Source organism: Lysinibacillus sp. EB271-A1-10B (genome assembly GCF_058791335.1).
On sequence record NZ_JBYTDL010000002.1, the window covers coordinates 365,218 to 392,032 of the forward strand.

Sequence of the window (26,815 nt, forward strand, 5' to 3'; positions counted from 1 at the left end):
TATTTTAATGGTTTAGATTGTATCCGCAAAATTTTGAATAATAAATCCATCTTCTCTTTAGAGAGCTAAAACTTTAATAAATTCCAAATCAACATTAATTAAATGAGGCCTGTTTTTGATTTTTATCCCTTAACTACATTGGAGTATTTTACAAAAATAATGCGATGTTTGTATAGTAAAGCTAGGAGACTGATTAACTGGAAAAGAAATTGCAGTTTTTTGTTTCTTCAACATATCTGGATTTAAAAGATGAAAGGCAAAAAGCAGTTGAAGGGATTTTAATGAGGATAATAGAACTTCTTCGGATCTTAAATCAAATTAATCAAAATTAAATTAAAAAGAGGGCTTAAGGAATAACCAAGTTATTTCCTCAAGCCCACTTTATTTATCAGTTTAAAGATTATCTTACGGTTACGAGATCGCATTGTTGAATAAGACTTACTAGAAAGATATAAAAAATCACCATTAAATAATATGCTGCCCCGTGTGATTCAACCTAATTATTTTGTTGTAATATATACAGCTCCATCAAACGTAATACCTGCACCTAGTGCTTCGCTTACAAAACGTAAAGGCACCATAGTAGTTCCTTTATAAATTTCAGCTGCATGATTTAAATTAATTGTAGTTGTAACGCCGTTTGAATTAACGTATGCTTTTTTATTTCCAATGCCAATGACGATTTTTTTATTATCTTTGTGTGCAGTCACTTTTTTTGTTGCATTGTCATAAGTAACAGTTGCACCAAGTGATACAAAAATAGCTTTCATAGGAACTAAAGTTGTTCCGTTTTTAATATAAGCACTTGGGTTGTAATATTGCTTAACGTTATTGATATATACATCTACAGTTGTAAGCACTGGTTCTGGTGTGCTTTGATGTGTTGGTTTTTTCTGATTTATATTGGTAGAAGGCACAGGCTCGTTGGCTTTATTATGATAATGATAACCTGAGCAAAGACCTTTTTCTTTAGACTTATCAGAACAGTTATGACCACCATTACTATCAAGACGACCCGGGTGTGCATCAGCCGTTAAGGATGTCGCCATAAATAAAGACAACATTGTAATAAATAAAACTAATTTTTTCATAAATATCCTCCTATTAACAAAGTATGTAATTATTATACTAATAGTTTGGTTATATTAACATGGTTTTATAGCAAATATCTTCAAAATACAGATTCTTAATTGATTTGGACCTGGTCATTTTTGTATTTATTCAAGTTGCTTGTATCTCTTAGATAAATGACCGTAATTCAAAATATTGGTTGTAATGGGAAATAGATGGATGGATTAGGTTATCGATATTTACTTGGATATTAATATCCGACTCTATGATAGCATCAATAATTGTGGAAAATATATGTACATAAGAGAGGAAATTGGATACGCAGAAGAAAACGTTAAAAGGCTTTGTTTTAGGATTTACATAGCGATTATATTAGGGGGGGCTACACTAACTGTAAGCGCAGCGAGTGGAACATTTAAGGATATAAAAGCTGGTGCGTGGTACGAAGATGCAGTTATTTGGGCACAAGAAAAGGGAATAGTTAGTGGTTATCCAGATGGTACGTTTAAACCAAATGGCAACGTCGCGCGTGCAGAATTAACAGGTGTTGTACAAAACCTAGCCGAAGAGGGTTATATTGATACTGATGTTCCTTTAGATGGTATTGAGAAGTATGCAGCTATCGAAATTGGAAAAACAACATCAGACGATTCGATTAAGATGTTTGGAAAGTACAGTCCAGGCTCTAATTATGGTGAATATTATATAATTACAAAAGACTTGAGCATAACTGTAACGTTTAACAATGACGACACAGTAAGGTCTAAAGATGCTAGTGGTAATGAATCCTCCAATAAGAAATACCCTCAAGTAACAGAACAGAACTTAAAAAAGTTAGAGTCTGGTATGAGTTATGAACAAGTTAGTTTTTTACTAGGAGGAAAAGGTTTGTTTCAATATGAAACTACGAGTGAAAAATATTATGGTTGGATGGGCACGGAAGCTAAAACTTCTACAGGTGCCAGTTTAGTTTTCGATAAGATCGGAGATGGATTATCTTTAGCGCTTGATCGTAGTGTGATTATCTACAAGTAATAAGCAATGATTTAATCAAACTGTCGTTTTCATATTTGATCTATTAATCATCAACGTCCAGGTACTCAATTAATTTTGAGCCTGAGCTTTTTTATAGTATAGAGGTTTTTAGCCATAAATTTGTGAGGTTTAGTGCCTTTACGGTTAAGCGAACTGTTAATTAGTCGATAGAATATTTTTGGAGAACATCATCTTTAAACTTCTTATCCTCTGAAGATTTTTTTTCTCCCATATCTAAAGCATCTTTATTATCTAAGTTAAATTTACCTAAATTATTATTAATTATTCCGTACTGTCCCTTTGAGTTTTGCTGTAAAAACATAATGTAAGAATTTTTTTCTTTGAGCTCCTCATATTGATTAGTGACTAGCTTTCTCTTCCCTGTACCTCGACCTACAATTCCAACAGGTTCAATAATTTTGATCATATTATTTTTGGAAAGATGAAAGTTGTTAGGTGCTTTAATAACTTTTTCAACTTGGACTTCTGTTAAAGTATAGTAGTCTTGGATTGTATCGTCATCAAAAAATGTTACCTTGTGTTCACGGTCCATAAACTCTTTAGATGGAGATGCGATCATAATGAGATCTGCCGCAGCATCCAGTTCTTCAGGAGTATTAAATGTAATTTCATTTGCGTCTACCTGAACTTCTGGAATCGGTTTTATATTCATTATTAATAACAAAGATAAAAAGATTACGAGTATAACAACGGTTAGTGCGATAGCACGTTTCGAAGAAGTGTTCAGCATACTAAAACCTCCTTAATTTCCCCATTTCTTAATTTATTTTTCATTTTCCTATGCATGTGTGCCGATAATTTGAATATCTTGTTTTTATGTTCCTTGATCCGGTCGCGCGAATTAAGTGTCCAATTTCGCTATATTCAATTATTTATTGTATTATAATACATCCTAACTATACCGTATAACTACATCATCCATAAGGCTTCATATATATATAGCCACTTAAATTTACCTGCGGAGAAAGAAAAGTGGTAAGAACACTCGTCTAACCTTACTACTTTTACCTTCTCTTTGTGCAGAAGCTAAAAGATGAGTTATGATTACAGTAAATGAGAAAAAATACTATAAGTTTTAGCAATATAAAATGTAGAAAATGAGTGAAGGTAATGTCTTACGAAAATAATATTTTACAAATGAAAAAAATGCTCGGTAAAAAAACGACAACAACTATAAAAAAAGAGGCTAAACCCGCTTTTCAAAAACCTGTACCTCCAAGCTATACAGAGCAGTGGGAAAAGGCGGGACTGACAGTTGTTGAAAATGAATTCGGTATTGTTTTTAAACGGCAAGTGCGTTATCCATTTAGTTATCAGCATGGTCATCATAAATTGCAGTCATTTTTTGATGCATTAGTAAAATGGCAAGAGGCAAAGTTCGAACATCCATATGCGTTAGAAATGAATGAAAAAGTATTGTTTTTTGATACGGAAACGACTGGCTTAAAGGGTGTAGGTACACAAATTTTTCTTCTAGGTTTTTTAGAAGTGTCAGAGGAAGATGAAAGTTTTATTTTAACTCAATATCTTTTAGCGGATCCTGCTCATGAAGCAGCGTTACTTTTTGAATCAAAGCTTTGGCAAAAAACTGCGACGGTTATTACTTACAATGGAAAAAGCTTTGACTGGCCACAACTTGAAACACGTTGGACACTCCACCAAAAAGAGTTACCTAAGCTACGTACACAACGTCAAATCGATTTATTGCATAGTTCAAAGCGTTTATGGAAAAATGATATGGAGCGAATGAAATTAAAATCTGTGGAAGAAGAGAAGCTTGGCTTTTCCCGCATTGGAGATATACCTGGATATCTTGCACCTATTATATATTTAGATGCCATTAAAAGCGGTGTTCCTGATGCACTGATGAAAGTCCTTCTTCATAATGAATGGGATTTACTTTCACTGATTACGCTTTATGTCCATTCTACAAATTTGCTATTTGAAGAGACAGGTGAAGAATCGGCCAAAACGTTTACAAATATCGGTAAGTGGTATGCCGATTTAAAAGAGAGTTCGCAGAGTGTAAAGGTTTTAGAGAAAGTTACGACCCAATTTGATGCACTTGAAGCGGGAAATGCACAATATTATTTGGCCATACAGCATAAAAAAAATAAAAAGTTTAGTGAAGCGATCGATGCATTTGTTGCTTCTCTACATTTTGTTGATCAACGAAAAAAGTTGCACGTATTAGAACAGCTAGCTATGATATATGAGCATCAAATGAAAGATTATGACCAAGCCCTTTATTATACGCAAGAGGGTATAAATTTAATTAAGAAGAATGAGCAATGGAGAGTAGAACAAAAGCAAAAATGGGGAATTTCTTGGGAGAAGAGGTTGCTCAGGTTAGGAAATAAGAAATAATTTCCCGGGTAAGCGCAAGAAACGACAAGTTTTGCCTTACATTTGATGTTTTCAGAAGATATAATGTGATGAAGTATGCTATAATGAAACGACGTAGTGTGAGGAAGGGCGATGTAAATGGATATTAAATTAACGTCAAAAATGATCCTTGAAAAGGAATTTAAGAAAAACTTTAAAGGCTACAATGTAGAAGAAGTCGATTCATTTCTTGATGAGATAATACAAGACTATGAAACGTTCGAAAAAGCGGTGGCCCAACTTCGTGAAGAAAATAAACAGTTAAAAGAAGAAATTGATAATACACCTAAGAGACAACCTGTCGCATCGACATCTGGTACGACTAACTTTGATATTTTAAAACGTCTTTCTAATTTAGAGAAACATGTCTTTGGTAGTAAATTGTACGAATAAATTTTTGTCAATAATGTTGTATTTATCATAAAACTCTAGTATAATCTTTTTATCATCATGAAATTCTGGTAATCGCTGCGGCGCTAGACGTCGTAGAGGAAAGTCCATGCTCGCACGGTTCTGAGATGACCGTAGTGTTCGTGCTTACTGAAAAAATAAGGTAAGGCAGCTGTAAAAGCTGACGGCGGAAGGAAAACCTAAGTCTTTATGATATGGTTGAAACTTCCTGAAAGTGCCACAGTGACGTAGCTTGTTTGGAAACATGCAAGGTGGAACGAGGTAAACCCCACGAGTGAGAAACCCAAATTATGGTAGGGGCACTCTCTAAAAGGAATTGAACGGATAGAGGGACAGAGTTCGCTCTGTAGATAGATGATTACTACCCGGTCGTACGAGGCGATAGCTGTTTGAGTACTCGGGAACAAAACATGGCTTATGGAATTTTTTTGATGCTTATTATGAAATGACAAGCGCTCTCCAATTTGGTGGAGAGCTTTTCTTTTGACTATAGTAAGAAAAAATTACTTGTGAAGCATGTCTAAACATGCGCGATATACGTTTGAGAATAAGGCTGTACACTGTTGGTCATGCCTCTGTCGCTACGATTCGAAACAAACATCTAGATCAAACTATTATCGCAACGATGTACATATTGTCTACATACGAGTAGACTGGCGCAAAAGCGCTTTTCTAAAAAATGAGGGTAGTAAAGAGAGATAGGATGGAGCGGAATCATGAGCGGAGTGAACGATAGTCTGGAGAAGCTAAATTCGATTTCCAAATATCCTACTGCCTTATTGACAAAAATCTTCGAAAGTGTATCTGAAGGTATCATGATCACGGATAAAAATAAAAGAATTGAATTGGTCAATCCTGCATTTGAATTTGTAACTGGCTATAAACGTGATGAAGTGATTGGAAAAACACCAGCCGTTCTACAGTCAGGTGTACATGAAATACAATTTTATTTAGATATGTGGCAAATGATACGACAAGAAGGCATTTGGCAGGGGGAAATATGGAATCGTCGTAAAACCGGAGACGTATATCCAGAATGGTTAACAATTGTCGGTGTAGCTAACGATGATGGAGAGATTACAAATTACTGTGGCATTTTCTCAGATTTGTCTGAAAGAAAAATCGTAGAAAATGAACTAGAAAAGCGATTGTTAACGGACTCATTAACGGAAGTATCAAATCGATTTGCTTATATTGAAAGAATGGATAATTTATTAGAATCAACTTCTACTATCTCTCATTCGGTACAGCATGCAGTCTATTTTTTAGACTTAGATCGATTTAAGCAAATTAATGATACGTTAGGAAATGCTGTTGGAGATACCATTTTAGTAGAAGTAGCAAAACGCTTAAAAACATTGTTGAAAAATAAAGATATCATCGCTAGATATGGCGGTGATGAGTTTATTATTACGTTGACAAATGTAAAAAGTGCTAAAGAAGCTGCAAATTTTGCTGAACAAATTATAGGTATTATTGAACAGCCTTTAGATATTAATGGCCAAGATATTTTTATTTCTACAAGTATTGGTATCAGTATGTATCCAATTGATGGTGAAACAACAGAGCAATTGATTCATTGTGCTGACAAGGCGATGACTTATTCAAAAAAGAATGGCCTTAACGACTATGCATTTTATTTTGATGAATTGAAGACGGACTCACAGCGTGTTTTATTATTAGATTCGGAACTACGGAGAGCCATTGAAAGCCGGGATTTTGAGCTGCACTTCCAACCTAAAATATCTATGGAAAATGAAGAGATACAAGGGGTAGAGGCACTTATTCGCTGGAAATGTGAAAGTCTAGGATTTGTCTCTCCAGCAGAATTTATTCCTTATGCGGAGGAAACAGGATTAATCATACCTTTGAGCGAAGTAATTATAGCAAAAGCTTGTGAAGCAGTTATAGAGATGCGTCAATATGGCTATAAGACTCCAGTTGCTATCAATATTTCCAGCATTCACTTTAAGCAACAAAACTTTTTAGACTCTGTTCAAGCGATATTAGAGCGTTATAACACACCTGCTAACAATTTTGAAATCGAAGTTACAGAACGAACAGTGATGAACAGCGCAAATGAAACGGTTAGCAAGCTTGTGCGACTCAAGAACATGGGCTTTAAAATTTCTATTGACGATTTTGGGACGGGCTATTCGTCTCTTAGTTATTTAGTTCGTTTTCCCCTTGATTATTTAAAAATCGATCGGAGCTTTATTCAGCATATTGGCTCGCTCGATGAAAAACAGGCAGTAGTGGATGCGATTATTCAAATGTCGCATCGCTTAAAAATGAAAGTTGTTGCTGAAGGTGTAGAACAAGCACAACAAGTGGATATACTACGTAAAATGAACTGTGATATAATCCAAGGCTATTATTACAGTAAACCTTTACCACTTCACGAACTTATGGAGTTTCTGGAGTATTGGGAAATTGAACATCAAGGAAGGAATTAGTGTATGGCAAACTATAAATTAGTAGCAACTGCTGCAATGGGATTAGAGTCGATTGTGGCACAAGAGGTAAAGGCTCTAGGCTATGAAACAACAGTCGATAACGGTAAAGTGTATTTTGAAGGTGACGAGACGGCCATTGCAAGAACAAACTTATGGCTACGTGTAGCAGACCGAGTAAAAATCGTTGTAGGTCAGTTTCCGGCTAAATCTTTTGAACAATTGTTTGAAAGTGTAAAAGCGTTACCTTGGGAAAAATACTTACCCGTTGATGCAGCTTTCCCAGTATCGGGGAAGTCTGTAAAATCAAAATTATTTAGTGTACCCGATTGTCAAGCTATTACTAAAAAAGCAATAGTAGAGCGCATGAAACAGCATTATAAGCGTTTAGGATTTTTAGATGAATCTGGTGCAACTTATAAAATTGAAGTTTCAATCTTAAAAGATGTGGCTACACTTACTATTGATACATCGGGTGTGGGCTTGCATAAGCGTGGGTATCGTCAAGCACAGGGTGAAGCACCATTAAAAGAAACATTAGCAGCGGCACTCGTACAAATTTCAAAGTGGGATCCAAATCGACCGTTCGTTGATCCATTTTGTGGTTCGGGCACAATTGCTTTAGAAGCAGCAATGTTTGGACAAAATATTGCACCGGGCTATAATCGTGAATTTATTTCAGAGGAATGGCCATGGATGAAGGCAAAAATTTGGGATGCAGTGCGAGATGAAGCTGATAGCTTAGCGAACTATGATCAACCATTAGAAATTTTCGGGTCAGATATCGATCATCGCATGGTGAATATTGCACAAGAAAATGCACTAGAAGCGGGCTTTGGTGATATGATTACGTTCAAGCAAATGCAAGCACGTGATTTTACAACACAGCTAACAGATGGTGTTATGATTGGTAATCCACCATACGGGGAGCGTATTGGGGACATTGAGATCGTGGAGCAGGTAATTCGTGATTTAGGAAAAGTCATGAAAAACAACCCGACTTGGTCTGTGTACATGCTATCTTCAATGAAAAACTTTGAGGAGCTGTACGGTCGTCAATCGACAAAGAAACGTAAATTATTCAATGGCTTTATTGAAACGAATTATTACCAGTTCTGGGGACAAAAGTCTAAAAGAGATTAACGAATGATAACGGAAGATAAGATTTTTTCTTATCTTCCGTTTCGTCGCGTATAATAGGACCAGATAGTTAGAGGGGGAGCGTCAATTGCGTAAATCTTTACCATTTGTATTAACGAAGGACCGCTCATTTTTTGAGTCATTAGGTGACTGGATGGGGGACGTCCTTTACGATGAATTACCTGAAAAGGGCTTTGAATGCCGTGATGAACAAATCTTTATGGCTTATCAAATCGAGCAGGCCCTCAAAGAGAAAAACGTGCTTTTTGCAGAGGCAGGGGTAGGGACTGGTAAAACAATTGCCTATTTACTACCGGCTGTATCTTATGCACGCTATACTGGTAAACCAGCCCTTATCGCATGTGCTGATGAAACCTTAATTGACCAGTTAGTAAAAGAGGGCGGCGATATTTATAAGCTACAAAAAACGTTAGGTCTTGAAATCGATGTCCGCCTAGCAAAGTCACGTGACCAATATTTATGCTTAAAGCGTTTTGAGGAAGCTGAGAAAGTCGAAACTGATGAATGGATTGATGATATTTCGTTTTCTATACCTGATGGAGTGTATGCACAGGGCTCGATGATTGCAATACAACCCTATGGTGAAAGAAGCGATTATCCAACAGTTAGTGATGAAGATTGGCAAAAAGTAAATTACAACTCGATTATGCAGTGTTCAGTATGTGACCTACGTAATCGATGTGGTCAAACATTACATCGTGCACATTATCGTAAATCAGCGGATCTCATTATTTGTTCACAAGATTTTTTGATGGAACATTTAGCTACAAAGGAGTCGCGTGAACGTGAAGGGCAATTAGCTTTATTGCCGGATGTATCAATGATTGTGCTAGACGAAGGTCATTTATTAGAATATGCTGCACAAAAAGCAATGACGTATAAAGTACAGGCGACAACTATTGTTCAATTGTTAGAGCGTTTAATGGTAGATGGTGTGCGAGAACGTACATTATACGCGATGGAAAAATTACAAGATGACCATGAGCTATTTTTTGACCAACTACGAGACGATCTAGTCGCTTCTAAAGAAGAGCGTAAACGTATTAACAAATCGCCAAATCTATTGAAATACGGGAAACAACTTATTCAAGATGTCGAAACATTACTTGAGGAATTTGTCTTTGAATCTGAAATGTATATGATTCCGGAGTATGAATTAAATATGGCAGAGGAGTATTTAGAACAATACGAGGCTTCTTTACGTATTTTTATAGCACAAGGAGATGCAGTAGATTGGTTAGAGGAAACTGATGGGGAAGAAACGCTTGTCATTATGCCGCGTCTTATTACAGAAGTTTTAGCAGAAAAACTATTCTCTAAAAAACTTCCAATCATATTTTCTTCAGCAACTTTATCAGTGAAAAAAGATTTTTCATATATTGCCTATAGTTTAGGAATTCGTGATTATCAATCGTTTTCTGTTCCTTCTCCATTTGATTATGAAGAAGTTATGCGAATTTATTTACATGAACTTTCTCAAAAGGAGAAAACGTCGCGGGTTCAACAGCTATTACGTGACGGTGAAAAAACTTTAATTTTATTTAAATCCAAACAAGCAATGTTAGATTTCAAAGCGGAACTACCTCTTATGGAACGAATGTATGTAGCGTTTGAAGGGGATCGTGAACTGTCAGGAATTGTTCGTGATTTCCAAGAAGGCGCGATCAAAACATTATGCTCCTATCATTTATGGGAAGGTCTAGATTTGCCGGAGGAGGCATTAACACGAGTTATTATTTTTGATTTACCGTTCCCTCCACACGATCCATTATTTGATGCGAAACGTACATTTGCAGAAAATCCATATGAAGAAGTGGAATTACCATTTATGCAACTTCGTTTGCAGCAAGGAATGGGGCGTTTAATTCGTACTTCAAACGACCGCGGAGATATCCATATTTTAATGAATGAAGAAGAGGCAAAGCAGCGGGAAACATTTGAAGATATATTAGCTGTTACCCCAGAAATAAAGTAGAAAAAAGCGAGTTTGCACCTGTTGCATTCTCGCTTTTTTTATATATTAAAATAACATTTTTATCGTGGGATAATGTTGTGTTTGAAAAAAGTGTTGAATATTTCTCTTTTAAGCTATATAGTTCTTTGTAATGCAATGAAATTTAATAAAATAAATTATTTTTTATATTGAAAATAATTTTGCAAAAGGTTTATAATAATGACAAGAAATTTTAGAATAATCAAATTTAATATTTAATTATTCTGTGATAGGGGGCATGAACCTGTCGAACATTCAATCATTGTGTCGAAAATATACGAGCTTATCTGCAACGGATGTAGAGAAGTTAATAGAACTTGAAATTACATTATCGTATTACGCTGAGTTGACAGATTGTTATATGTTCATAGATTGTATGCTGGAAAACTTGCCACATGCAATTGTTGTGGCAGAGGCATTCCCAAAAACAGAAAGAGGCTTATACGAAAAATCTGTAATTGGCAAATTTGTCTTTGAAAGCTTTGAGCCAGCAGTATTTGCTGCTTTTAAAAATAAAGAAAAATCGTCAATGACTAGAGCAATCACTCAGGAAGGCATAACGGTTGAACAAAACGTTGTTCCTCTCTTTAATGACCAACAACAAGTTATTGCTGTGTTAATCCAAGAAAAAAAGGTGGAAATGAAAACAACACCTAAAGATGATTTTCAACAAATGCCTTTTGCATTAATTGAGCATATTGTTGAGCCGAACTCTCAACCGATTCCAGTTGTTTCTGATTTGCTAGTGGAATCGATTATTCTTACAAATCATGAAAACAAAGTCATCTATAGCAATCCTGCAGGCTACCAATTTATATCAGAGCTATCCGGACTTGAGCGTTTTAACAACGTTGCTTTGGATGAAATTTTACCTTTTTTACAGGAAATCTATGATAAAGGCGATGATGTCTTTTTCTTAGAAGTTACGATTGATCGTAAATCTTTTATTGTGAAGAAAATTCCTATTCGTGATCAACGTGATAAAGTGACACTTCTCATAATTCATGATCTTACAGAGCTTAAGCTGAAAGAAAATGAATTAATGATGAAAACATTCGCTATAAGAGAGATTCACCACAGAGTGAAAAATAATTTACAAACAGTCACGAGTCTATTGCGCTTGCAAATGCGAAATGACTTGTCAGCTTCCAGTGCGAGTGCTTTTCAAGAGGCATTAAATCGTATATATAGTATTTCATCTGTTTATGAACTTATTTTAGAAAATGAGGATAACGCTGAAGAGAAAGTAGATGTTATCGCGTTATCTAAAAAGATTGGTCATAAAATGGTTGGCACATCCAACACATCATCTATTCAATTAACCTTTCATCACGATAATATACAGTTATTTTGTCATTCTAAAAAAGCTGTTTCGCTCGCATTAATCATTTGTGAGCTACTGCAAAATGCACTGAAATATGCTTTTATTGGTCGTGAAGAGGGAACAATCGATATCCAATTTCAAAAAGATGCTTCTTCTATTTCACTTCATATTTCTGACAATGGCGTTGGAATGCAAGAGGTGAAGGCATCGTTTGGAATGGAGATTATAACAAGGCTTGTTGAACATGATTTAGCTGGCATATTTTCAATTATCCCTAGTGAACAAGGTACACATACTCAAATCCAGTTCCCTGTAAGTGAGGAGGTATTTATCCTAAATGACTAGGAAAGTTATGATTGTCGAAGATGAGTCCCTTATTGCAATTGATTTGAAGTTTATGTTAGAGGATAATGGCTACGAAGTGGTAGCGCAAGCAAACAATGGAGAATCAGCAATTGAGTTGGCTTTTACACATAAGCCACAGTTAATCTTAATGGACATTAAAATGCCAAAGCTAGATGGTTTAAAGGCAAGTAAAGTTATTGAACAGCAGCTTGGTATACCAGTGCTATTTATATCAGCTTATAGTGAAAAAGAATTGTTACTGTACATGAAGCAGGATAATATTTTAGGCTATGTTATGAAACCGTTTTCTGAGAAGAATGTCCTTCCGGCGTTGGAAGTAGCATTTCACCAGATTGATAAGTTCAACCGTTTAAACGGGGAATTACTGCATAAACAAACAGAAATAGAAAAGCGAAAAATAATCGAACGAGCAAAAGGTTTGCTCATGAAGTCAGAGAACCTTAGTGAGGACGAAGCTTATAAAAAAATTCGAAGTGAAAGTATGCAGACTCAACAGGAAATGGCGCTTATTGCAAGGCGCATTATCAATACTTTACAAGTAAATAGTTAAAGCAAAGACGCTTTAAAGAGATCTCCTCTTTAAATGCGTCTTTTTTTTATATATAGAAAAATAAAAGGGGTGATGAGAAGGATGGCAATGATAGGAACGGTGATCGTTTATATTATTATGATTTGTGCAGTATTAGGAGCAATTGGAGCAATTCGAGATGCTGAATATGGAATCGGTAAAGAGTTTATGAATGGAATTCATACGGTTGGACATATTTTTGTACCTGCTGCAGGGATCATGGCAGCTATACCTTACTTAACGTGGTTTATAAGTCATTTTATTAGCCCGATTTTTGAATGGATTGGTGCTGATCCAGCGATTGCGGCAACGACAATTTTAGCGTCGGACATGGGGGGATATCAATTAGCAAATGCTTTAAAAGAGTCCTATGAGGGATGGGTCATGGCTCTAGTTGTCGGATTTATGTCAGGTGCAACAATTGTGTTCTCTATTCCAATGGGGCTTGCCATGTTAGATAAGCGAGATCATAAATATATGGCTTTAGGTATTATGGCGGGTGTTTTAACAATTCCGATTGGAGCATTTATTTCTTCTATTTTGATTGTGATGTTCAATACGGAGGTTCGTGAAGTAATTAGTACAACAGCGGCACCAACATATGTTTTTGCCATTTCTGTTTTACAAATATTAATTAATTTATTGCCATTATTTATTTTTGTCGTGTTAATTGCGTTAGGTCTAAAACTAATTCCAAATGGCATGATCAAAGGCTTCATGATTTTTGGACGTGTGATGGATGCTGCTATCAAGCTTGTGCTAGTGTTCTCGATTGTAGAAATTTTCACAGGTATTTTTACGAAGGTTTTTGGTGCATGGGGCTTTGATCCGATCATGGCAGATAAAGTCGATCAATTCCGGGCACTTGAAACAGCTGGATACATCGGTATTATGCTAGCGGGTGCATTCCCAATGGTGTACTTAATAAGAAAATATGCATCGAAGCCTCTAGAGGCAGGAGGTAAAAAATTAGGCCTATCGTCAGTAGGGAGCGCAGGTATTTTAGCGACAATTGCTAATATTTTAGCCATGTTTACACTTGTTCGACATATGCCACCGAAAGATAAGGTCATTAACATTGCCTTTGGAGTTTGTTCAGCATTCCTTCTAGGAGATCATTTATCGTTTACAGCTAACTTCCAACCGACCATTATTTTACCGGTTATTGCAGGTAAGTTTTTAGCGGGTGTTATCGCAATTATATTGGCCTATAAGCTATCTGTTCCTACAGCTCTAAGGCTAGAACAAGAGGATCGTGAGGCAGGCATTATTAAAGAAGGAGAATATTTAACAGATACTAGCCTTGAAAAAACTTGAAAGAGGTGATGACGTGTGAGTGAAGAAAAGAAACGGTTTATTCAGGAGTTTGTGCCAGGAAAGCAGCTAACATTAAGTCATCTAATCGCAAACCCTGACCCTGATATGTTTCAAAAGCTAGGTATTCAAGAAGCAGGTGCACTTGGCATCATGACATGTACACCAAGTGAGACAGTTATTATCGCAGGGGATTTAGCAACAAAGGCAGCGAACGTAAAACTTGGGTTTTTAGATCGCTTTACCGGCAGTCTCGTAATTGTTGGCAGTGTTTCCGAGGTTGAAATGGCGATGTTAGAGATTAATCGTTTTCTATCAGAGAAGCTTGGCTATACGCCATCAAAAATAACGAAGTCATAGGATGTGCCGTATGAAAAATCGAGTAATGATCATAGGTGGTGTGCAAGCAGGGAAGTCGACATTAATGAATGCGTTATTAGGAAAAGATAGACAAGCCAATAAAACACAGGCGCTCGTTTATGATGACTGGATTGTTGATACACCCGGAGAATATATAGAAAATCCAATGTATTACAAAAACATCATGGCAACATCGCTTGAAGTGACACATGTAATTTATTTGCAGGATGCCACGTCATCAAGGAGTGTTTTTCCTCCGCAATTTAGCTTAGGAATTCCTAAAATACAAATTGGTGTTATTACAAAAATTGATGCACCACTTGCAGATGTAGAAAGAGCAACAGCGTTATTACAAAATGTCATGACACATGGTCCTATTGTGAAAACCTCTTCGTGGCAAAAGCTTGGTGTTGAGTTTATAGCGCCACTTATTCAGCTCAATTGTGACGAAGAAATTCGCCAATTTGTGAAGGATCGTGATAGTCCTTATCTCATGTATAGCCCGTAGTGGCGAGAGGGGGGGAGTAAGTTGAAGACCGAAAAAATTTATAGTGCAGGCATTGATATTGGAACAAGTACAACAAAAATGGTCGTCAGTAGTTTTCTGTTGAAAAACGTTGCAGGTGTAACGCATGTGCCTCGAATAGAAATTATTGAAAAAACGGTTTTACATCAAAGCCCGATTATTAAAACACCATTTATCAATAAAGAAATTATCGATATGGAAAAAATCGAGCAATTTATTTTTCAGCAATATCAATTGGCCCAAATTGCACCAGCAGATATTGCAACAGGTGCCATTATTATTACAGGCGAATCTGCAACAAAAGAAAATGCTAGCGAGGTGGTTCATGCGATCGCAGATACAGCTGGACACTTTTTAGTTGCTACTGCCGGACCCGATTTGGAGGGAATCATTGCAGCAAAGGGCGCGGGTACTTTACAACAATCTAAAAATACGGCCAAAGTTATCGCTAATATCGATATCGGTGGTGGTACAGCAAATATTGCGGTAATGCAGTACGGAGAAGTAATCGGTACGTGTACATTGCATGTCGGAGGGAGACTCATAGAATTTCAAAATGGCATTGTCCAATCGATTTCACCACCCATTATGAAACTGATGAAAAAATGGTCAAAGCCATTAAAGGTGGGTGATGCAGCAGAGGATGTACGTGTCACACAACTAATCCAAGAAATGGCGGATATAGTAGCGATGACTCTAAGCGGACAATTGACAGATGAACAACATCCGTTATTGCTAGGACATTTGCCAACTTGGAATAAACCAGTTGAAGCAGTCGTTTTTTCCGGTGGTGTAGCTGCTTGTATTTATGAACAGGAATGTACAAACCGTCAATATGATGATATCGGCGAAAAATTGGCGACATATCTTTTGCAGCACGAACAGTTACAATCCTTTTTATGGCTAAAACCAGAGGAAACAGCACGGGCAACGGTGACTGGTGCAGGTACCCAAACAACTGAGATTAGTGGTGCAACGATTCAAGTAGACGCGGAAATTTTGCCTTTAAAAAATGTGCCTGTTTTCGATTGTCATTTGGATACGAACAGCCAAGAATTCGACTATGCGGTAAAAACAGCGGTTGAACGAGCCGATGCTCTATTTTCTATACAGGAGAATCGCTCTCCGTTTGCACTCTATTTCAGCCAGTTACCCTATTTAAGCTTCCAGGATGTCCGTGCTTTATGTGAGGCTATTTTGAAACACTTAGCGACGATAAGCTCCAAGGAACTACCAATTATCATAGTCATTCAATCAGATTATGCAAAAGTTATTGGGCAAACGTTACAAGCGATTAATCAAACAGTTCCCATCATTTGCATCGATCAAATCAAAGTGGAAACAGGCGATTACATTGACATTGGGGAAGTACTGCCATCTGGAGTTGTCCCAGTCGTTGTAAAAACACTTGCTTTTCACTCAAAGTAAGGAGGATGAATGTGAATCTATCGGTGATATTTGGTGGAGAAAAATATAATTTTAAATCATTGAAGGATGTAATGGCCAAGGCCAATGAAGAAAAATCAGGAGATCAGTTAGCTGGAATTGCTGCTGAATCTGTACAACAAAGAATTGCGGCAAAGGCGGTTCTAAGTGAGCTGTTAGTGAAAGATATAAGAGAAAATCCATTAGTTCCTCCCGAAGAGGATGAAGTGACACGCATTATTGAAGGTGATGTTAATGAGCAAATTTATGGAGAAATTAAAAACTGGAGTATCGAGCAACTTAGAGAATACATTTTATCCAATGACACAGGCGACAGGGAATTAAAACGCTTAAGCAAGGGCATGAATTCAGAAATTATTGCATCCGTTACAAAGCTAATGTCCAACTTAGATCTTGTCCATGCGGCCAATAAAGTGGAAATACTGTCAACTTGTAATAGTACGATCGGACAAAAGGGCACACTTTCCTCAAGATTACAGCCGAATCATCCAACAGACAATATTGACGGTATTATTGCTTCATTAAAAGAAGGCTTGTCCTATGGTATAGGTGATGCGGTCATTGGGATTAACCCAGTAGATGATTCAGTTGAAAGTGTGAAAAAAGTATTGCAAGCAACAAAGGAGTTTATCAATGATCGGTCGATTCCTACACAAAACTGTGTGTTAGCACATATTACAACACAGATGAAGGCTATTAAACAAGGTGCACCTGCCGATATGATTTTCCAAAGTATTGCTGGAACAGAAATTGCTAACCGCTCGTTTGGTATTTCTGCTGACCTAATAAGAGAAGCAGAGGAGCTTGTGAAAAAGCAAGGAACAGGAACTGGACCGAATTTATTCTATTTTGAAACTGGACAAGGCTCGGAGCTATCTGCTGAGGCACATATGGGTATTGACCAAGTAACACTTGAATCGCGCAATTACGGATTTGCTAGACATTTTAATCCGTATATTGTGAACACGGTAGTTGGCTTTATTGGACCTGAGTATTTATACAATAACAAACAGGTTATACGTGCAGGACTAGAAGATCACTTTATGGGCAAAATGCACGGCATTCCAATGGGCGTTGATATTTGTTACACAAACCATATTAAAGCAGACCAAAATGATGTTGAAGATCTAAGTGTTTTATTAACAGCTGCTGGTGTCAACTTTATTATAGCTGCACCAATGGGCGACGATGTCATGCTGAACTATCAGTCAATGAGCTTCCATGATGTCGCTACATTACTTCAAACGTTTGGTAAAAAACCAGCACCTGCATTTCTAGCGTGGTTAGAAAAAATGGGCATTTATGAGAATGGTCGTCTATCTGCAATAGCTGGCGATTTATCTATATTTGAAAGGTAGGTGAGTCCATTGAATGAACAATTAGTATCAATGATTACACAGCTCGTAATAGATAAGATGGGCAATCAAACGCCCGACGAACAATCTCATGATACGGCTGTACCACCAGAAGACCAAAAGGAAATACTTATTAAACTTCAAGCTAAGGAAACTAGTGTAGCTGATATAGTAGCAATTCCGAGCGCAACAGAATGGTCAAATGAACCATTAATAAAACTTTATCAATCTGAATCACATAACCATGAACAATCGTACTACAGCGTAAGTAATGATGAACCAACTGACACTATGGCACCTATTACAGCCTTTAAATTTGAAGAGGATGAAGTGTCTGAAAGTGTTCAAGCTGCTAAAAAGCATACACCTGCAAGAATAGGTGTTGGGAGAGCGGGGACAAGGCCAAAAACCAAAACTTGGCTAAAGTTCCGTCTCGATCATGCAGCGGCAGTAGATGCAGTTTATGGGGAAGTGACAGAAGGGCTCCTACAAAAGCTTGATGTCTTTCAAGTAACAACAAGAGTGACAGATAAGGAGGAATACATTACTAGACCAGATTTAGGTCGTCGTTTATCAGCTGAATCAAAAACGCTTATCCAATCGAAGTGTACAAAAAATCCAAAGGTACAAATCATCATATCTAACGGATTAAGTGCAAGTGCGATTGAAGAAAATGTGCAAGATGTTTATTTAGCGTTACAGCAAAGTCTTAATAATTTAAATATAGAAATAGGAACGACTTTCTATATTGATAAAGGGCGTGTAGCTCTTATGGATGAAATAGGCGAGCTTTTACAAGCAGAAGTGATTGTTTATCTAATCGGTGAGCGTCCGGGACTTGTATCAGCCGAGTCAATGAGTGCTTATATATGCTATCAACCTAGAATTGGCACAGTAGAGGCTGATCGAATGGTCGTTTCGAACATTCATAAAGGTGGTATCCCGCCGTTAGAGGCTGGAGCCTATTTAGGAACAGTCGTGCAAAAAATATTGCATTACAAGGCAAGTGGAGTTGGTCTTGTGGCAAAAGAAGGTTAGGGGGCCAAACGATGAATCCTCAAAAAATTATGGCAGAAATTTTAGCAATGCAAGTCATTCCAAGAGTGAATAGTGAACTAGCGGAGCAATTAGATTTAAAGCCATATCACAATAGCATTGGACTCGTAACACTAACAATAGATGATGTTGGCTATGTAGCTTTGGACGAGGCTACGAAAAAAGCAGATGTTGATGTTGTGTATGCGAAAAGCTTTTATGCTGGAGCGGCTCATGCATCTGGCCCATTATCTGGTGAAGTCATTGGCATCATTGCTGGTAGATCGCCTGATGAAATACGAAGTGGCTTCGATGCGATTCAGCAGAAAATTCAGTTTGATACGTATTTTGAAGCGATCCTTCAAAATGAAAACCACGCTCTTTTTGCACATACTGTAGCAAGCTGTGGCACGTATTTGGCAGAGCTAGCGAACGTTAAGGTTGGGACAGCCCTCGCTTATTTAATCGCACCGCCACTTGAAGCTGTCGTTGGTTTAGATGCTGCATTAAAGGCGGCAGATGTAGAGCTAAAGGTTTTCTTTGGTCCACCATCTGAAACCAATTTCGGTGGCGGTTTAGTAAGTGGTAGTCAATCTTCCTGCCAAGCTGCTGCAAATGCTTTTAGAGAAGCTATTGAAAATTTAACAAGAAATCCAGTTGTTTAGAAAGGTGGGTCTTTATGGCCGCATTTGATAAAGATTTATTAGCCATTCAAGAAATGAGAGACGCTGTGAGACATGCCAATATTGCACAGGCTACGTATATGCAGTATTCACAGCAGCAGGTAGATCATATCGTCAAAGCTGTTGCGGATGCCGCATTTAAAGAGGCAGAACGGTTGGCAAATATGGCCGTTCAGGAAACAGGGATGGGTGTTCCTAATCATAAAAAGATGAAAAATGAGGTTGCCTCTAGAGATGTCTATGAAGATATTAAAGATTTAAAGACTGTCGGTGTCGTAGGTTTCGATCGAATGAAGAAAGTGACAGAGATTGCAAGTCCGTTTGGCGTAATTGCGGGCATTGTCCCAACGACAAATCCGACATCAACAGCAATTTTTAAAACACTTATTTCATTGAAAACTAGAAATGGTCTTGTTCTAAGCCCGCATCCATATGCAGTTGAATGTACAAAGGAAGCTTTAGAGATTTGTAGAGTAGCAGCAGAAAAAGCGGGAGCACCAGAAGGCTTGCTACACTGTTTAACACTGTCTTCCATGGAGGCTACGCAGCAATTAATGAAGCACCCCGATATTCACTTAATATTAGCGACTGGTGGGGGTGCGCTAGTAAAAGCAGCCTATAGTTCGGGCAAACCGGCTTACGGTGTAGGACCAGGAAATATTCCAGCTTATATTGAAAAATCGGCGAATATATCCAAAGCTGTTCGCCAGCTTGTCCAAAGTAAGTCTTTTGATAACGGTACGATTTGTGCTACAGAGCAGTCAATTATTGTAGATAAAGTTATTGCCGAGCAAGTTTTATCAGAGTTAAAGAAAAACGGTGCTTATATTTTGAGTGATGAAGAGAAGGTAAAAATGGAGAAGTTGATTTCTCCAATCCCTGGGAAAGTAAATCCTCAAATTGTAGGTAAGTCAGCGGCTTGCTTAGCAGATTCTATCGGTGTTACTGTGCCGGAAGATACAAAAGTACTTGTTGGTATGGAAACGATGATTGGCAAGAACATTCCATTTTCATTGGAAAAACTGTCCCCGATATTTGCGTTATACACAGTTGAGGACAGTACTGAGGCAAAACAGGTAATGATTGATTTGCTAAACATAGGAGGACGCGGACATACATGCTCGATCCATACAGAAAATACAGCTTTAGCTGAGCAATTTTCTATTGAATTACCAGTGTCCAGAATTGTGATCAATACATTATCATCTATTGGCGCTGTAGGTGGAACTACAGGCTTAGCACCATCTTTCACATTAGGATGTGGCACGTTTGGTGGCAATATTACGTCCGATAACATTACAGCGAGACATTTATTGAATATTAAACGTATGGCTTATGGCATTAAAGATGTAGAGGTACCAAAACCAAAGTTCTTAACAAAACCAGTAGTAGAGAACATTAAGGCACAAGATCCATCGCTGGATACAGCAGTGGTTCAACAAATTGTTGATCAAGTATTAAAACAAATAACATTACAAAATAAATAATTTGGAGGAATGACAAATGAGTACAGCATTAGGAATGGTAGAAACAAAAGGATTAGTAGGAGCAATTGAAGCAGCAGATGCAATGGTGAAGGCTGCTAGCGTTAATTTAGTAGGAAAAGTACATGTTGGTGGCGGGATTGTCACTGTATTAGTTCGTGGTGATGTAGGAGCGGTAAAAGCAGCTACTGATGCAGGTGCAGCAGCGGCACAACGTGTTGGAGAACTCCTATCTGTTCATGTAATCCCACGTCCACACCATGAATTAGAATTAATTTTACCAAAAGCAGAGGCTTAATTTCAGGTTGAGCTGAGCCGTATTAAAGGCGATGGAAAGAAAAGCCGAAGCGACGGATAGAACCATCGAAGCGATGGAAAGACCCGCCGGAACGATGGATAGAGTACGAAGCGACGGAAAGAAAAGCCGAAACGACGGATAGAACATCATAAAGTAAAGGGCAGGATGCTACACATTGCGCTTCATCCTGCTTTCATTTCCTATAACAATATAGCTAATAGATATAGAGGTGGCTAACGTGAAAACAGCAACAAAGATATTTCCTGTGGCCATTTCAGCTCGCCATATACATGTCAGTGAAGAGGATTTACAAGCACTTTTTGGTCCGAATGCAACGCTAACGAAGGATTTTGATCTTTCACAGCCAGGACAGTTTGCAGCCAAAGAGCGTGTCTCTATTGAGGGACCAAAAGGTGTTCTTCACAATGTGCGTGTACTAGGTCCTGTAAGAGCGGCAACACAGGTGGAAATTAGTCGAACAGATGCAATGAAACTAGGATTAACCCCTCCTTTAAGGCAATCGGGAGATATCGAAAGTTCAGCAGGCATCAAATTAATCAATCAAGAACAAGAAATCATAATTAAGCAGGGAGTCATTATTGCACAGGCACATATTCATATGACGGGAGAGGATGCAATAGCATTGGACGTACAAAATAATGAATTTGTATCTGTTGAAGTGGAAAGTGAGCGACCTGTGACGTTTCGTGGAGTTGTAGTTCGTGTGTCAAACGATTTTAGTTTGGAGATGCATATTGATACAGATGAAGCGAATGCAGGCTTTATTGAACAGCAAGCACAGGGGAGAATTATCAGATCATTAACGTAAGGAGGAGGTTAGATGCAGGAAAATTTAGTCCAAAAAATTGTCGAAGAAGTATTGCAACAAGTTTTAAAAAAACAGCCTTCTTCTCTATATGATGGAAAAATCCCTATTGGTGTTTCAGCACGACACGTCCATCTTGCTCAAGCGGAAGTGGAGAAGCTTTTTGGTGAGAACTATCAATTAACACCTAAGTTTGAACTTTCACAGCCAGGACAGTTTGCTGCAGAGGAAACCGTTGTTATTGCTGGTCCTAAGGGTTCCATTGAGCGGGTGCGAATATTAGGCCCAGCTCGTTCATTATCTCAAGTAGAAGTAAGCTGGACAGATGCGATGAAATTAGGGATGAAGCCACCATTAAGAATTTCAGGAGATATTAAAGGTTCCAGTCCTGTCACACTTATCGGTCCAAATGGCAGTGTCGTGCTAAATGAAGGGCTCATTATTGCGCAAGCGCATATTCATATGTCATCAGCTGATAGCGCTCGGTTCCAAGTAGCAGATGGACAATCGGTACAAATTAAAGTAGAAGGTATGAGACCGATTATTTTATCCAATGTAATTATTCGTGTTTCGGATCGTTATCGATTGGAGATGCATATCGACACAGATGAAGCAAATGCAGGATTAATTCAACAAGGTGCACTTGCTGAAATTATCTATGTACAAGCTAACGAACAAATGGATGTCAAAGAAATTCCTCCAGTCTTAAAACAAGCTGAAAGACCATCCAGCTATCAATTTGATAAGAAGCTACTTTCGCAAGTAGAAGTACTTGAAATAGAAGCGCGGGAAATTGTTGTTCCTAAAAACACAATTGTCACGGCATTGGCTTATGACAAAATACGAGAGTTAAATAAGACGTTAACAATTCGCTCGGAGTAATTAGAAAAGTCCATTCAGGATAAAGTAGGTGAAGTTCATGCAAATGGGAAGAGTGATAGGCAGTGTATGGGCAACACGTAAGGAAGAAGGGTTGAATGGCTTAAAACTATTAATTATTCAACCAATTGACTCCAATCAGCAGCCAATTCGTTCAGAGATTGTAGCAGCAGATCGTATCGGGGCAGGAATTGGCGATGATGTGCTTATTACAAGTGGTGGGTCATCACGATATATTATGAAAGAAAATCCGTTGCCTATCGATGCAGTTGTTATAGGTATTATTGATTCTACGGAAGTTATGAGAGGTGAGGAGAATGAGTAGCGCTATTGGAATGATAGAGACAAAAGGATTAGTAGGCTCTTACGAAGCTGCTGATGCAATGATTAAGTCATCAGATGTAACAATCGTCAAGCAAGAGTTCGTTGATGGCGGGATTGTAACAGTTGTCGTGAAAGGTGATGTTGGTTCTGTCCAGGCAGCAGTAGAAGCTGGAAAAGCCGCTGCAATGCGTGTTGGAGAACTATTAGGCGCTCACGTAATTCCGAGACCTGATGAAGATGTTTTTCAAATGATTAAAGGACCAGAAGCACCAAAGAAAAAGCCAGCAACAACATCAACACGTGCTAAAAAAACGACGGAAACAGCTGCAACTGATCAACGAGGTGAGGCATAATGTCTTTTCGGAAAAGTAAAATTGCTGTAATTGGTGCTGGTCATACTGGCGCAACTTTAAGTTTATTTTTGGCACAAAAAGAACTAGGAGATGTTGTCCTGTTAGATATTCCAGAAGCGGAGAATCCGACAAAAGGAAAGGCGCTAGATTTATTACAAACAGGACCAATCGAAAAGTTTAATGTTTCTATTAAAGGAACGAGTAATTATGAGGATATAGCAGGAGCAAATATTGTCATTATTACAGCTGGTATTCCCCGTAAGCCAGGCATGAGCCGGGATGATTTAGTGGCGACGAATGCAAAAATTATTCAACAGGTATCTAGACAAATAAAACATTATGCTCCAAACAGCATCGTTCTTATATTAAGCAATCCGGTTGATGCAATGACTTATGTTTGCTATAAAGAAACAGGCTTTCCGAAAAATCGGATCATTGGCCAATCAGGTGTGTTAGATACAGCACGTTTTAATACATTTGTAGCGCAAGAGCTGCAAATTGCACCCGAGGATGTGTCAGGATTCGTTTTAGGTGGGCATGGCGACGAAATGGTCCCTTTAATTCGATATTCCTATGCTGGAGGGATCCCTTTAGAAAAACTGATTCCTCAAGACAGACTGCAGCAAATCGTAGAGCGTACACGTAAAGGTGGCGGAGAAATTGTTGGTTTGTTAGGGAATGGCAGTGCTTATTATGCGCCAGCTGCTGCCTGTGCACAGATGGTCGAAATCATCATGAAAGATCAACGCAAAATAATTCCTTCTATTGCCCTTTTAGAAGGAGAGTACGGTTACCACGAATTATTTTTAGGTGTACCGACAATATTAGGCGGCAATGGTATAGAATCAGTTATTGAATTGCACCTGACAAATGAAGAAAAAACGGCACTCCACCAATCGGCAGAAGCCGTCAAACAAGTAATAACAATTTGTCAAAACATAGAGTAATCAGACGCTATGCTGCAATAAGATATGTAGGATCCCCAACTATATATCTGTTGTAAAAGCCTTTAGCTCTTAAAAATGTTTGGAAACTAAACATTGCACTTAAAAGCTAGTTAAAATTCCCCTTATTTATATAGAATAAGAAGCTCTCTTTGAACGTGAAAGTTCGAAGAGAGCTTCATTTTGTTGAAGAAGACGCCACAGGATAAAGTTAACTTTACCGTTGACTTTATCCTTAGGGGAAGGTGTATAAATGAATGGTAGCAAGTAACAAATAAATGAGTGAGGTGGTTTTGTGCTATCAATAGGGGAGTTCTCAAAAATATGTGGTGTCTCTACAAAAACACTTCGATACTACAATGAAATTGGATTAATTAACCCAGATGAGATTAATGCGGAAAGCGGTTATAGGTATTATTCCATCGAACAACTAAAAAGGATGCTCTATATCAATCGTTTAAAATCCTATCATTTTTCTCTTGAAGAAGTTAAAACGATGCTGGCATTAGAAGAGGATCAATCCGAAGAAATACTTTGTTCAGCGTTGAACCAGAAAAGAAATGAAATTCAAGAGAAATTAAAGGCTTTTGAATATGTTGTAAAACAACTAAGTCAAGATATTTCAAATCTAGAAAAAGGGGTACCAATCATGTCGTATCTTGACGACTTCGAAGTACAACTAGTAGAAACAAAGCCAATGAATATCCTTTATAAGCGATTAATATTGAGCAGTGATGATTATGCATCGGGATATGGTCGTTATTTTAGCGAGTTATATGAAAGGATTGCGAAGGAGAAGCTCACTTTACTTAGTCAGGCGATGACGATTTACCATAGCCCTGAATTTAATCCTGCTGGCAATGATACCGAGTTCGCCGTTTCAATAGCTGAGTCTGTTAAGGGTACGAGAAATTTGCCTGGTAGCCTCTGTGCTAAATCTGTTTTAAAGGGGGCATATCCAGAATTGACATCCGTCTACGCTAATTTGATGAAGTGGATTGAAAACGAGGGATATGAGCTATTATTGCCACCATATGAAATATATGTAACAGACCCAAATCAAGCAATCGCCCCTGAGGAGTATGTTACTGAAGTATATTTTCCTGTAAAGAAAAAATGATAATTAGGAGGTTCCTATGCAAACAACAATAAATTGGCAAGCCGTAAAACCTGAAAGCATATATATGAACAATGAAAAACTTTCCAAGCTAGAACAGACGATAAAAAGTGATTATCACAATATTAATGGCATTATTATTATTAAAGATGGTCATTTAGCATATGAAAAATATTTTAATGGCAAAGGTTCTGATCATTGTCACCATATAGCATCAGTAACAAAAAGTGTACTTTCTGCACTTATAGGCATCGCAATTGATAAAGGCTATATTAATAGCGTTGAAGAAAAGGTGTTGGATTTTTTCCCAGAGTATATGTTTGCTTCTGATCAGCAGAAACAACAGATTACTATACGACATCTTCTCACGATGACAGTACCTTATCCATTTGAGGATTGGCATGAGCCACTAGATAAGCTATGTCAACAGCAGGATTGGATAAAATATACACTTGATTTAATGGGTGCAAATGGGGGTTTAGGTGCTTTTAAATACTCTACAGCTGGAGCACATGTCTTGTCAGCAATTCTTACTAAAAGTACTGGCAAGAGTGCACGAGCGTTCGCCAATGAACATTTGTTTACACCGCTTGGCATGAAAGAAATTCCGAACTACGAAATGAATGCCTATGGGTTTGATGATTTATTCGGGAAAAACGTCAAGGGGTGGGTCCATGATCCAAACGGTCTTTCAGCAGGTGGGTGGGGACTAACATTAACTACTCGTGATATGGCACGATTTGGCTACCTCTATATAAACAATGGCATGTGGAATAATAATAGGGTCCTCTCAGAAACATGGATTCGAGAATCCACGGAGATAAACTATCACAATTACGGTTATTTATGGTGGCTACGCCAAGAAGATGGATTATTTACATATTCAGCAATAGGGGATGGAGGCAATATGATTTGTTGTATACCGAAATTGAATATGGTTGTGGCAATTAGTTCAGAATTCATCATGAATCCTCGAGATAGATGGCCGTTAATGAAGGAGTATATAATCCCGGCTGTAATAAATAATCAATAATTTTATATTTCAAGTGAGGGGAATAATTCCTTTCCTATTAGGTGGATGCA

At 37.8% G+C, this 26,815-nt stretch carries 26 protein-coding genes and 1 other RNA gene; 25 read left to right on the forward strand and 2 right to left on the reverse strand.

Annotated elements, in window-relative coordinates:
* Nucleotides 1–500 precede the first annotated feature (500 nt).
* Complete coding sequence (locus tag AC3WSK_RS04865; protein WP_079560005.1) at nucleotides 501–1,091, reverse strand: copper amine oxidase N-terminal domain-containing protein; 591 nt, start codon at nucleotides 1,089–1,091, stop codon at nucleotides 501–503.
* Nucleotides 1,092–1,365: 274 nt separating this feature from the next.
* On the opposite strand from AC3WSK_RS04865, the gene AC3WSK_RS04870 reads away from it, so the two are divergent.
* Nucleotides 1,366–2,106, forward strand: coding sequence for an S-layer homology domain-containing protein (locus AC3WSK_RS04870; RefSeq protein ID WP_492412739.1), 741 nt, complete (start codon nucleotides 1,366–1,368; stop codon nucleotides 2,104–2,106).
* Nucleotides 2,107–2,266: 160 nt separating this feature from the next.
* Here AC3WSK_RS04870 and AC3WSK_RS04875 read toward each other — a convergent pair whose 3' ends face one another.
* The gene (locus AC3WSK_RS04875) at nucleotides 2,267–2,857 is read right to left on the reverse strand and encodes a hypothetical protein (RefSeq protein ID WP_492412741.1); all 591 of its coding nucleotides are present in this window, start codon (nucleotides 2,855–2,857) and stop codon (nucleotides 2,267–2,269) included.
* Nucleotides 2,858–3,237: 380 nt separating this feature from the next.
* On the opposite strand from AC3WSK_RS04875, the gene AC3WSK_RS04880 reads away from it, so the two are divergent.
* The 24 genes from AC3WSK_RS04880 to AC3WSK_RS04995 all read left to right on the forward strand — a co-directional run bounded on the left by AC3WSK_RS04880 (nucleotide 3,238) and on the right by AC3WSK_RS04995 (nucleotide 26,765).
* Nucleotides 3,238–4,494 carry a ribonuclease H-like domain-containing protein gene (locus AC3WSK_RS04880; RefSeq protein WP_492412743.1) on the forward strand — a complete coding sequence of 419 codons (1,257 nt, stop codon included), beginning with the start codon at nucleotides 3,238–3,240 and terminating at the stop codon, nucleotides 4,492–4,494.
* Between the two features lie 117 nt (nucleotides 4,495–4,611).
* Nucleotides 4,612–4,905 (forward strand): cell division regulator GpsB, encoded by a 294-nt coding sequence (gpsB, locus tag AC3WSK_RS04885; RefSeq protein WP_079560008.1) that lies wholly within the window; start codon nucleotides 4,612–4,614, stop codon nucleotides 4,903–4,905.
* Nucleotides 4,906–4,965: 60 nt separating this feature from the next.
* Nucleotides 4,966–5,346: RNase P RNA component class B (gene rnpB, locus AC3WSK_RS04890), an RNA gene on the forward strand.
* Between the two features lie 293 nt (nucleotides 5,347–5,639).
* The gene (locus AC3WSK_RS04895; RefSeq protein WP_427484707.1) at nucleotides 5,640–7,379 is read left to right on the forward strand and encodes a putative bifunctional diguanylate cyclase/phosphodiesterase; all 1,740 of its coding nucleotides are present in this window, start codon (nucleotides 5,640–5,642) and stop codon (nucleotides 7,377–7,379) included.
* A 3-nt stretch (nucleotides 7,380–7,382) separates the two neighbouring features.
* Nucleotides 7,383–8,519: a THUMP domain-containing class I SAM-dependent RNA methyltransferase gene (locus AC3WSK_RS04900; protein WP_492412746.1), complete on the forward strand. Its 1,137-nt coding sequence runs from the start codon at nucleotides 7,383–7,385 to the stop codon at nucleotides 8,517–8,519.
* A gap of 85 nt (nucleotides 8,520–8,604) precedes the next feature.
* Nucleotides 8,605–10,512 (forward strand): ATP-dependent DNA helicase, encoded by a 1,908-nt coding sequence (locus AC3WSK_RS04905; protein WP_079560011.1) that lies wholly within the window; start codon nucleotides 8,605–8,607, stop codon nucleotides 10,510–10,512.
* Between the two features lie 256 nt (nucleotides 10,513–10,768).
* Entirely contained in the window at nucleotides 10,769–12,199 is a 1,431-nt protein-coding gene (locus tag AC3WSK_RS04910; protein ID WP_079560012.1) for a sensor histidine kinase, read from the forward strand.
* Entirely contained in the window at nucleotides 12,192–12,770 is a 579-nt protein-coding gene (locus AC3WSK_RS04915) for an ANTAR domain-containing response regulator (RefSeq protein WP_079560013.1), read from the forward strand. Before AC3WSK_RS04910 ends, AC3WSK_RS04915 begins: the two co-directional genes overlap by 8 nt.
* An 81-nt stretch (nucleotides 12,771–12,851) precedes the next feature.
* Nucleotides 12,852–14,105: an ethanolamine utilization protein EutH gene (gene eutH, locus AC3WSK_RS04920; RefSeq protein ID WP_427484706.1), complete on the forward strand. Its 1,254-nt coding sequence runs from the start codon at nucleotides 12,852–12,854 to the stop codon at nucleotides 14,103–14,105.
* Nucleotides 14,106–14,120: 15 nt separating this feature from the next.
* Nucleotides 14,121–14,462, forward strand: coding sequence for an ethanolamine utilization microcompartment protein EutS (gene eutS, locus AC3WSK_RS04925; RefSeq protein WP_079560015.1), 342 nt, complete (start codon nucleotides 14,121–14,123; stop codon nucleotides 14,460–14,462).
* A gap of 10 nt (nucleotides 14,463–14,472) precedes the next feature.
* Entirely contained in the window at nucleotides 14,473–14,970 is a 498-nt protein-coding gene (locus tag AC3WSK_RS04930) for a EutP/PduV family microcompartment system protein (protein WP_079560016.1), read from the forward strand.
* A gap of 21 nt (nucleotides 14,971–14,991) precedes the next feature.
* A complete protein-coding gene (locus AC3WSK_RS04935) occupies nucleotides 14,992–16,416 on the forward strand; it encodes an ethanolamine ammonia-lyase reactivating factor EutA (protein ID WP_079560017.1) in 1,425 nt (474 codons plus the stop codon).
* A gap of 5 nt (nucleotides 16,417–16,421) precedes the next feature.
* Nucleotides 16,422–17,792 (forward strand): ethanolamine ammonia-lyase subunit EutB, encoded by a 1,371-nt coding sequence (locus tag AC3WSK_RS04940; RefSeq protein WP_492412751.1) that lies wholly within the window; start codon nucleotides 16,422–16,424, stop codon nucleotides 17,790–17,792.
* The gene (eutC, locus tag AC3WSK_RS04945) at nucleotides 17,793–18,827 is read left to right on the forward strand and encodes an ethanolamine ammonia-lyase subunit EutC (RefSeq protein WP_492412753.1); all 1,035 of its coding nucleotides are present in this window, start codon (nucleotides 17,793–17,795) and stop codon (nucleotides 18,825–18,827) included.
* Between the two features lie 11 nt (nucleotides 18,828–18,838).
* The gene (gene eutL, locus AC3WSK_RS04950; protein ID WP_427484702.1) at nucleotides 18,839–19,489 is read left to right on the forward strand and encodes an ethanolamine utilization microcompartment protein EutL; all 651 of its coding nucleotides are present in this window, start codon (nucleotides 18,839–18,841) and stop codon (nucleotides 19,487–19,489) included.
* Nucleotides 19,490–19,503: 14 nt separating this feature from the next.
* A complete protein-coding gene (locus AC3WSK_RS04955) occupies nucleotides 19,504–20,994 on the forward strand; it encodes an aldehyde dehydrogenase family protein (RefSeq protein ID WP_492412755.1) in 1,491 nt (496 codons plus the stop codon).
* 16 nt (nucleotides 20,995–21,010) lie between these two features.
* On the forward strand, nucleotides 21,011–21,289 hold the full coding sequence (locus tag AC3WSK_RS04960) for a BMC domain-containing protein (RefSeq protein ID WP_053482447.1): 279 nt from the start codon (nucleotides 21,011–21,013) through the stop codon (nucleotides 21,287–21,289).
* 238 nt (nucleotides 21,290–21,527) lie between these two features.
* Nucleotides 21,528–22,118, forward strand: coding sequence for a phosphate propanoyltransferase (gene pduL / locus AC3WSK_RS04965; RefSeq protein ID WP_492412757.1), 591 nt, complete (start codon nucleotides 21,528–21,530; stop codon nucleotides 22,116–22,118).
* Nucleotides 22,119–22,130: 12 nt separating this feature from the next.
* The gene (locus tag AC3WSK_RS04970; protein ID WP_079560023.1) at nucleotides 22,131–22,997 is read left to right on the forward strand and encodes a phosphate propanoyltransferase; all 867 of its coding nucleotides are present in this window, start codon (nucleotides 22,131–22,133) and stop codon (nucleotides 22,995–22,997) included.
* 37 nt (nucleotides 22,998–23,034) lie between these two features.
* The gene (locus AC3WSK_RS04975; protein ID WP_079560024.1) at nucleotides 23,035–23,319 is read left to right on the forward strand and encodes a EutN/CcmL family microcompartment protein; all 285 of its coding nucleotides are present in this window, start codon (nucleotides 23,035–23,037) and stop codon (nucleotides 23,317–23,319) included.
* Nucleotides 23,312–23,671, forward strand: a complete 360-nt coding sequence (locus tag AC3WSK_RS04980; RefSeq protein WP_079560025.1) for a BMC domain-containing protein — start codon at nucleotides 23,312–23,314, stop codon at nucleotides 23,669–23,671. Before AC3WSK_RS04975 ends, AC3WSK_RS04980 begins: the two co-directional genes overlap by 8 nt.
* The gene (mdh, locus tag AC3WSK_RS04985) at nucleotides 23,671–24,618 is read left to right on the forward strand and encodes a malate dehydrogenase (protein WP_079560026.1); all 948 of its coding nucleotides are present in this window, start codon (nucleotides 23,671–23,673) and stop codon (nucleotides 24,616–24,618) included. Before AC3WSK_RS04980 ends, mdh begins: the two co-directional genes overlap by 1 nt.
* 292 nt (nucleotides 24,619–24,910) lie before the next feature.
* A complete protein-coding gene (locus AC3WSK_RS04990) occupies nucleotides 24,911–25,735 on the forward strand; it encodes a MerR family transcriptional regulator (protein ID WP_492412760.1) in 825 nt (274 codons plus the stop codon).
* A 16-nt stretch (nucleotides 25,736–25,751) separates the two neighbouring features.
* On the forward strand, nucleotides 25,752–26,765 hold the full coding sequence (locus tag AC3WSK_RS04995) for a serine hydrolase domain-containing protein (RefSeq protein WP_492412762.1): 1,014 nt from the start codon (nucleotides 25,752–25,754) through the stop codon (nucleotides 26,763–26,765).
* The last annotated feature ends 50 nt before the right edge of the window (nucleotides 26,766–26,815 follow it).

Coding starts and splice junctions, on each gene's coding strand:
- gpsB (WP_079560008.1), top strand. CDS start 4,612: ATGGATATTAAATTAACGTCAAAAATGATCCTTGAAAAGGAATTTAAG.
- AC3WSK_RS04955 (WP_492412755.1), top strand. CDS start 19,504: ATGGCCGCATTTGATAAAGATTTATTAGCCATTCAAGAAATGAGAGAC.
- AC3WSK_RS04880 (WP_492412743.1), top strand. CDS start 3,238: ATGTCTTACGAAAATAATATTTTACAAATGAAAAAAATGCTCGGTAAA.
- AC3WSK_RS04980 (WP_079560025.1), top strand. CDS start 23,312: ATGAGTAGCGCTATTGGAATGATAGAGACAAAAGGATTAGTAGGCTCT.
- AC3WSK_RS04915 (WP_079560013.1), top strand. CDS start 12,192: ATGACTAGGAAAGTTATGATTGTCGAAGATGAGTCCCTTATTGCAATT.
- AC3WSK_RS04875 (WP_492412741.1), bottom strand. CDS start 2,857: ATGCTGAACACTTCTTCGAAACGTGCTATCGCACTAACCGTTGTTATA.
- AC3WSK_RS04995 (WP_492412762.1), top strand. CDS start 25,752: ATGCAAACAACAATAAATTGGCAAGCCGTAAAACCTGAAAGCATATAT.
- mdh (WP_079560026.1), top strand. CDS start 23,671: ATGTCTTTTCGGAAAAGTAAAATTGCTGTAATTGGTGCTGGTCATACT.
- AC3WSK_RS04960 (WP_053482447.1), top strand. CDS start 21,011: ATGAGTACAGCATTAGGAATGGTAGAAACAAAAGGATTAGTAGGAGCA.
- AC3WSK_RS04910 (WP_079560012.1), top strand. CDS start 10,769: ATGAACCTGTCGAACATTCAATCATTGTGTCGAAAATATACGAGCTTA.
- AC3WSK_RS04865 (WP_079560005.1), bottom strand. CDS start 1,091: ATGAAAAAATTAGTTTTATTTATTACAATGTTGTCTTTATTTATGGCG.
- AC3WSK_RS04970 (WP_079560023.1), top strand. CDS start 22,131: ATGCAGGAAAATTTAGTCCAAAAAATTGTCGAAGAAGTATTGCAACAA.
- AC3WSK_RS04975 (WP_079560024.1), top strand. CDS start 23,035: ATGCAAATGGGAAGAGTGATAGGCAGTGTATGGGCAACACGTAAGGAA.
- eutL (WP_427484702.1), top strand. CDS start 18,839: ATGAATCCTCAAAAAATTATGGCAGAAATTTTAGCAATGCAAGTCATT.
- AC3WSK_RS04870 (WP_492412739.1), top strand. CDS start 1,366: ATGTACATAAGAGAGGAAATTGGATACGCAGAAGAAAACGTTAAAAGG.
- AC3WSK_RS04895 (WP_427484707.1), top strand. CDS start 5,640: ATGAGCGGAGTGAACGATAGTCTGGAGAAGCTAAATTCGATTTCCAAA.
- AC3WSK_RS04940 (WP_492412751.1), top strand. CDS start 16,422: ATGAATGTGAATCTATCGGTGATATTTGGTGGAGAAAAATATAATTTT.
- AC3WSK_RS04900 (WP_492412746.1), top strand. CDS start 7,383: ATGGCAAACTATAAATTAGTAGCAACTGCTGCAATGGGATTAGAGTCG.
- eutH (WP_427484706.1), top strand. CDS start 12,852: ATGGCAATGATAGGAACGGTGATCGTTTATATTATTATGATTTGTGCA.
- AC3WSK_RS04930 (WP_079560016.1), top strand. CDS start 14,473: ATGAAAAATCGAGTAATGATCATAGGTGGTGTGCAAGCAGGGAAGTCG.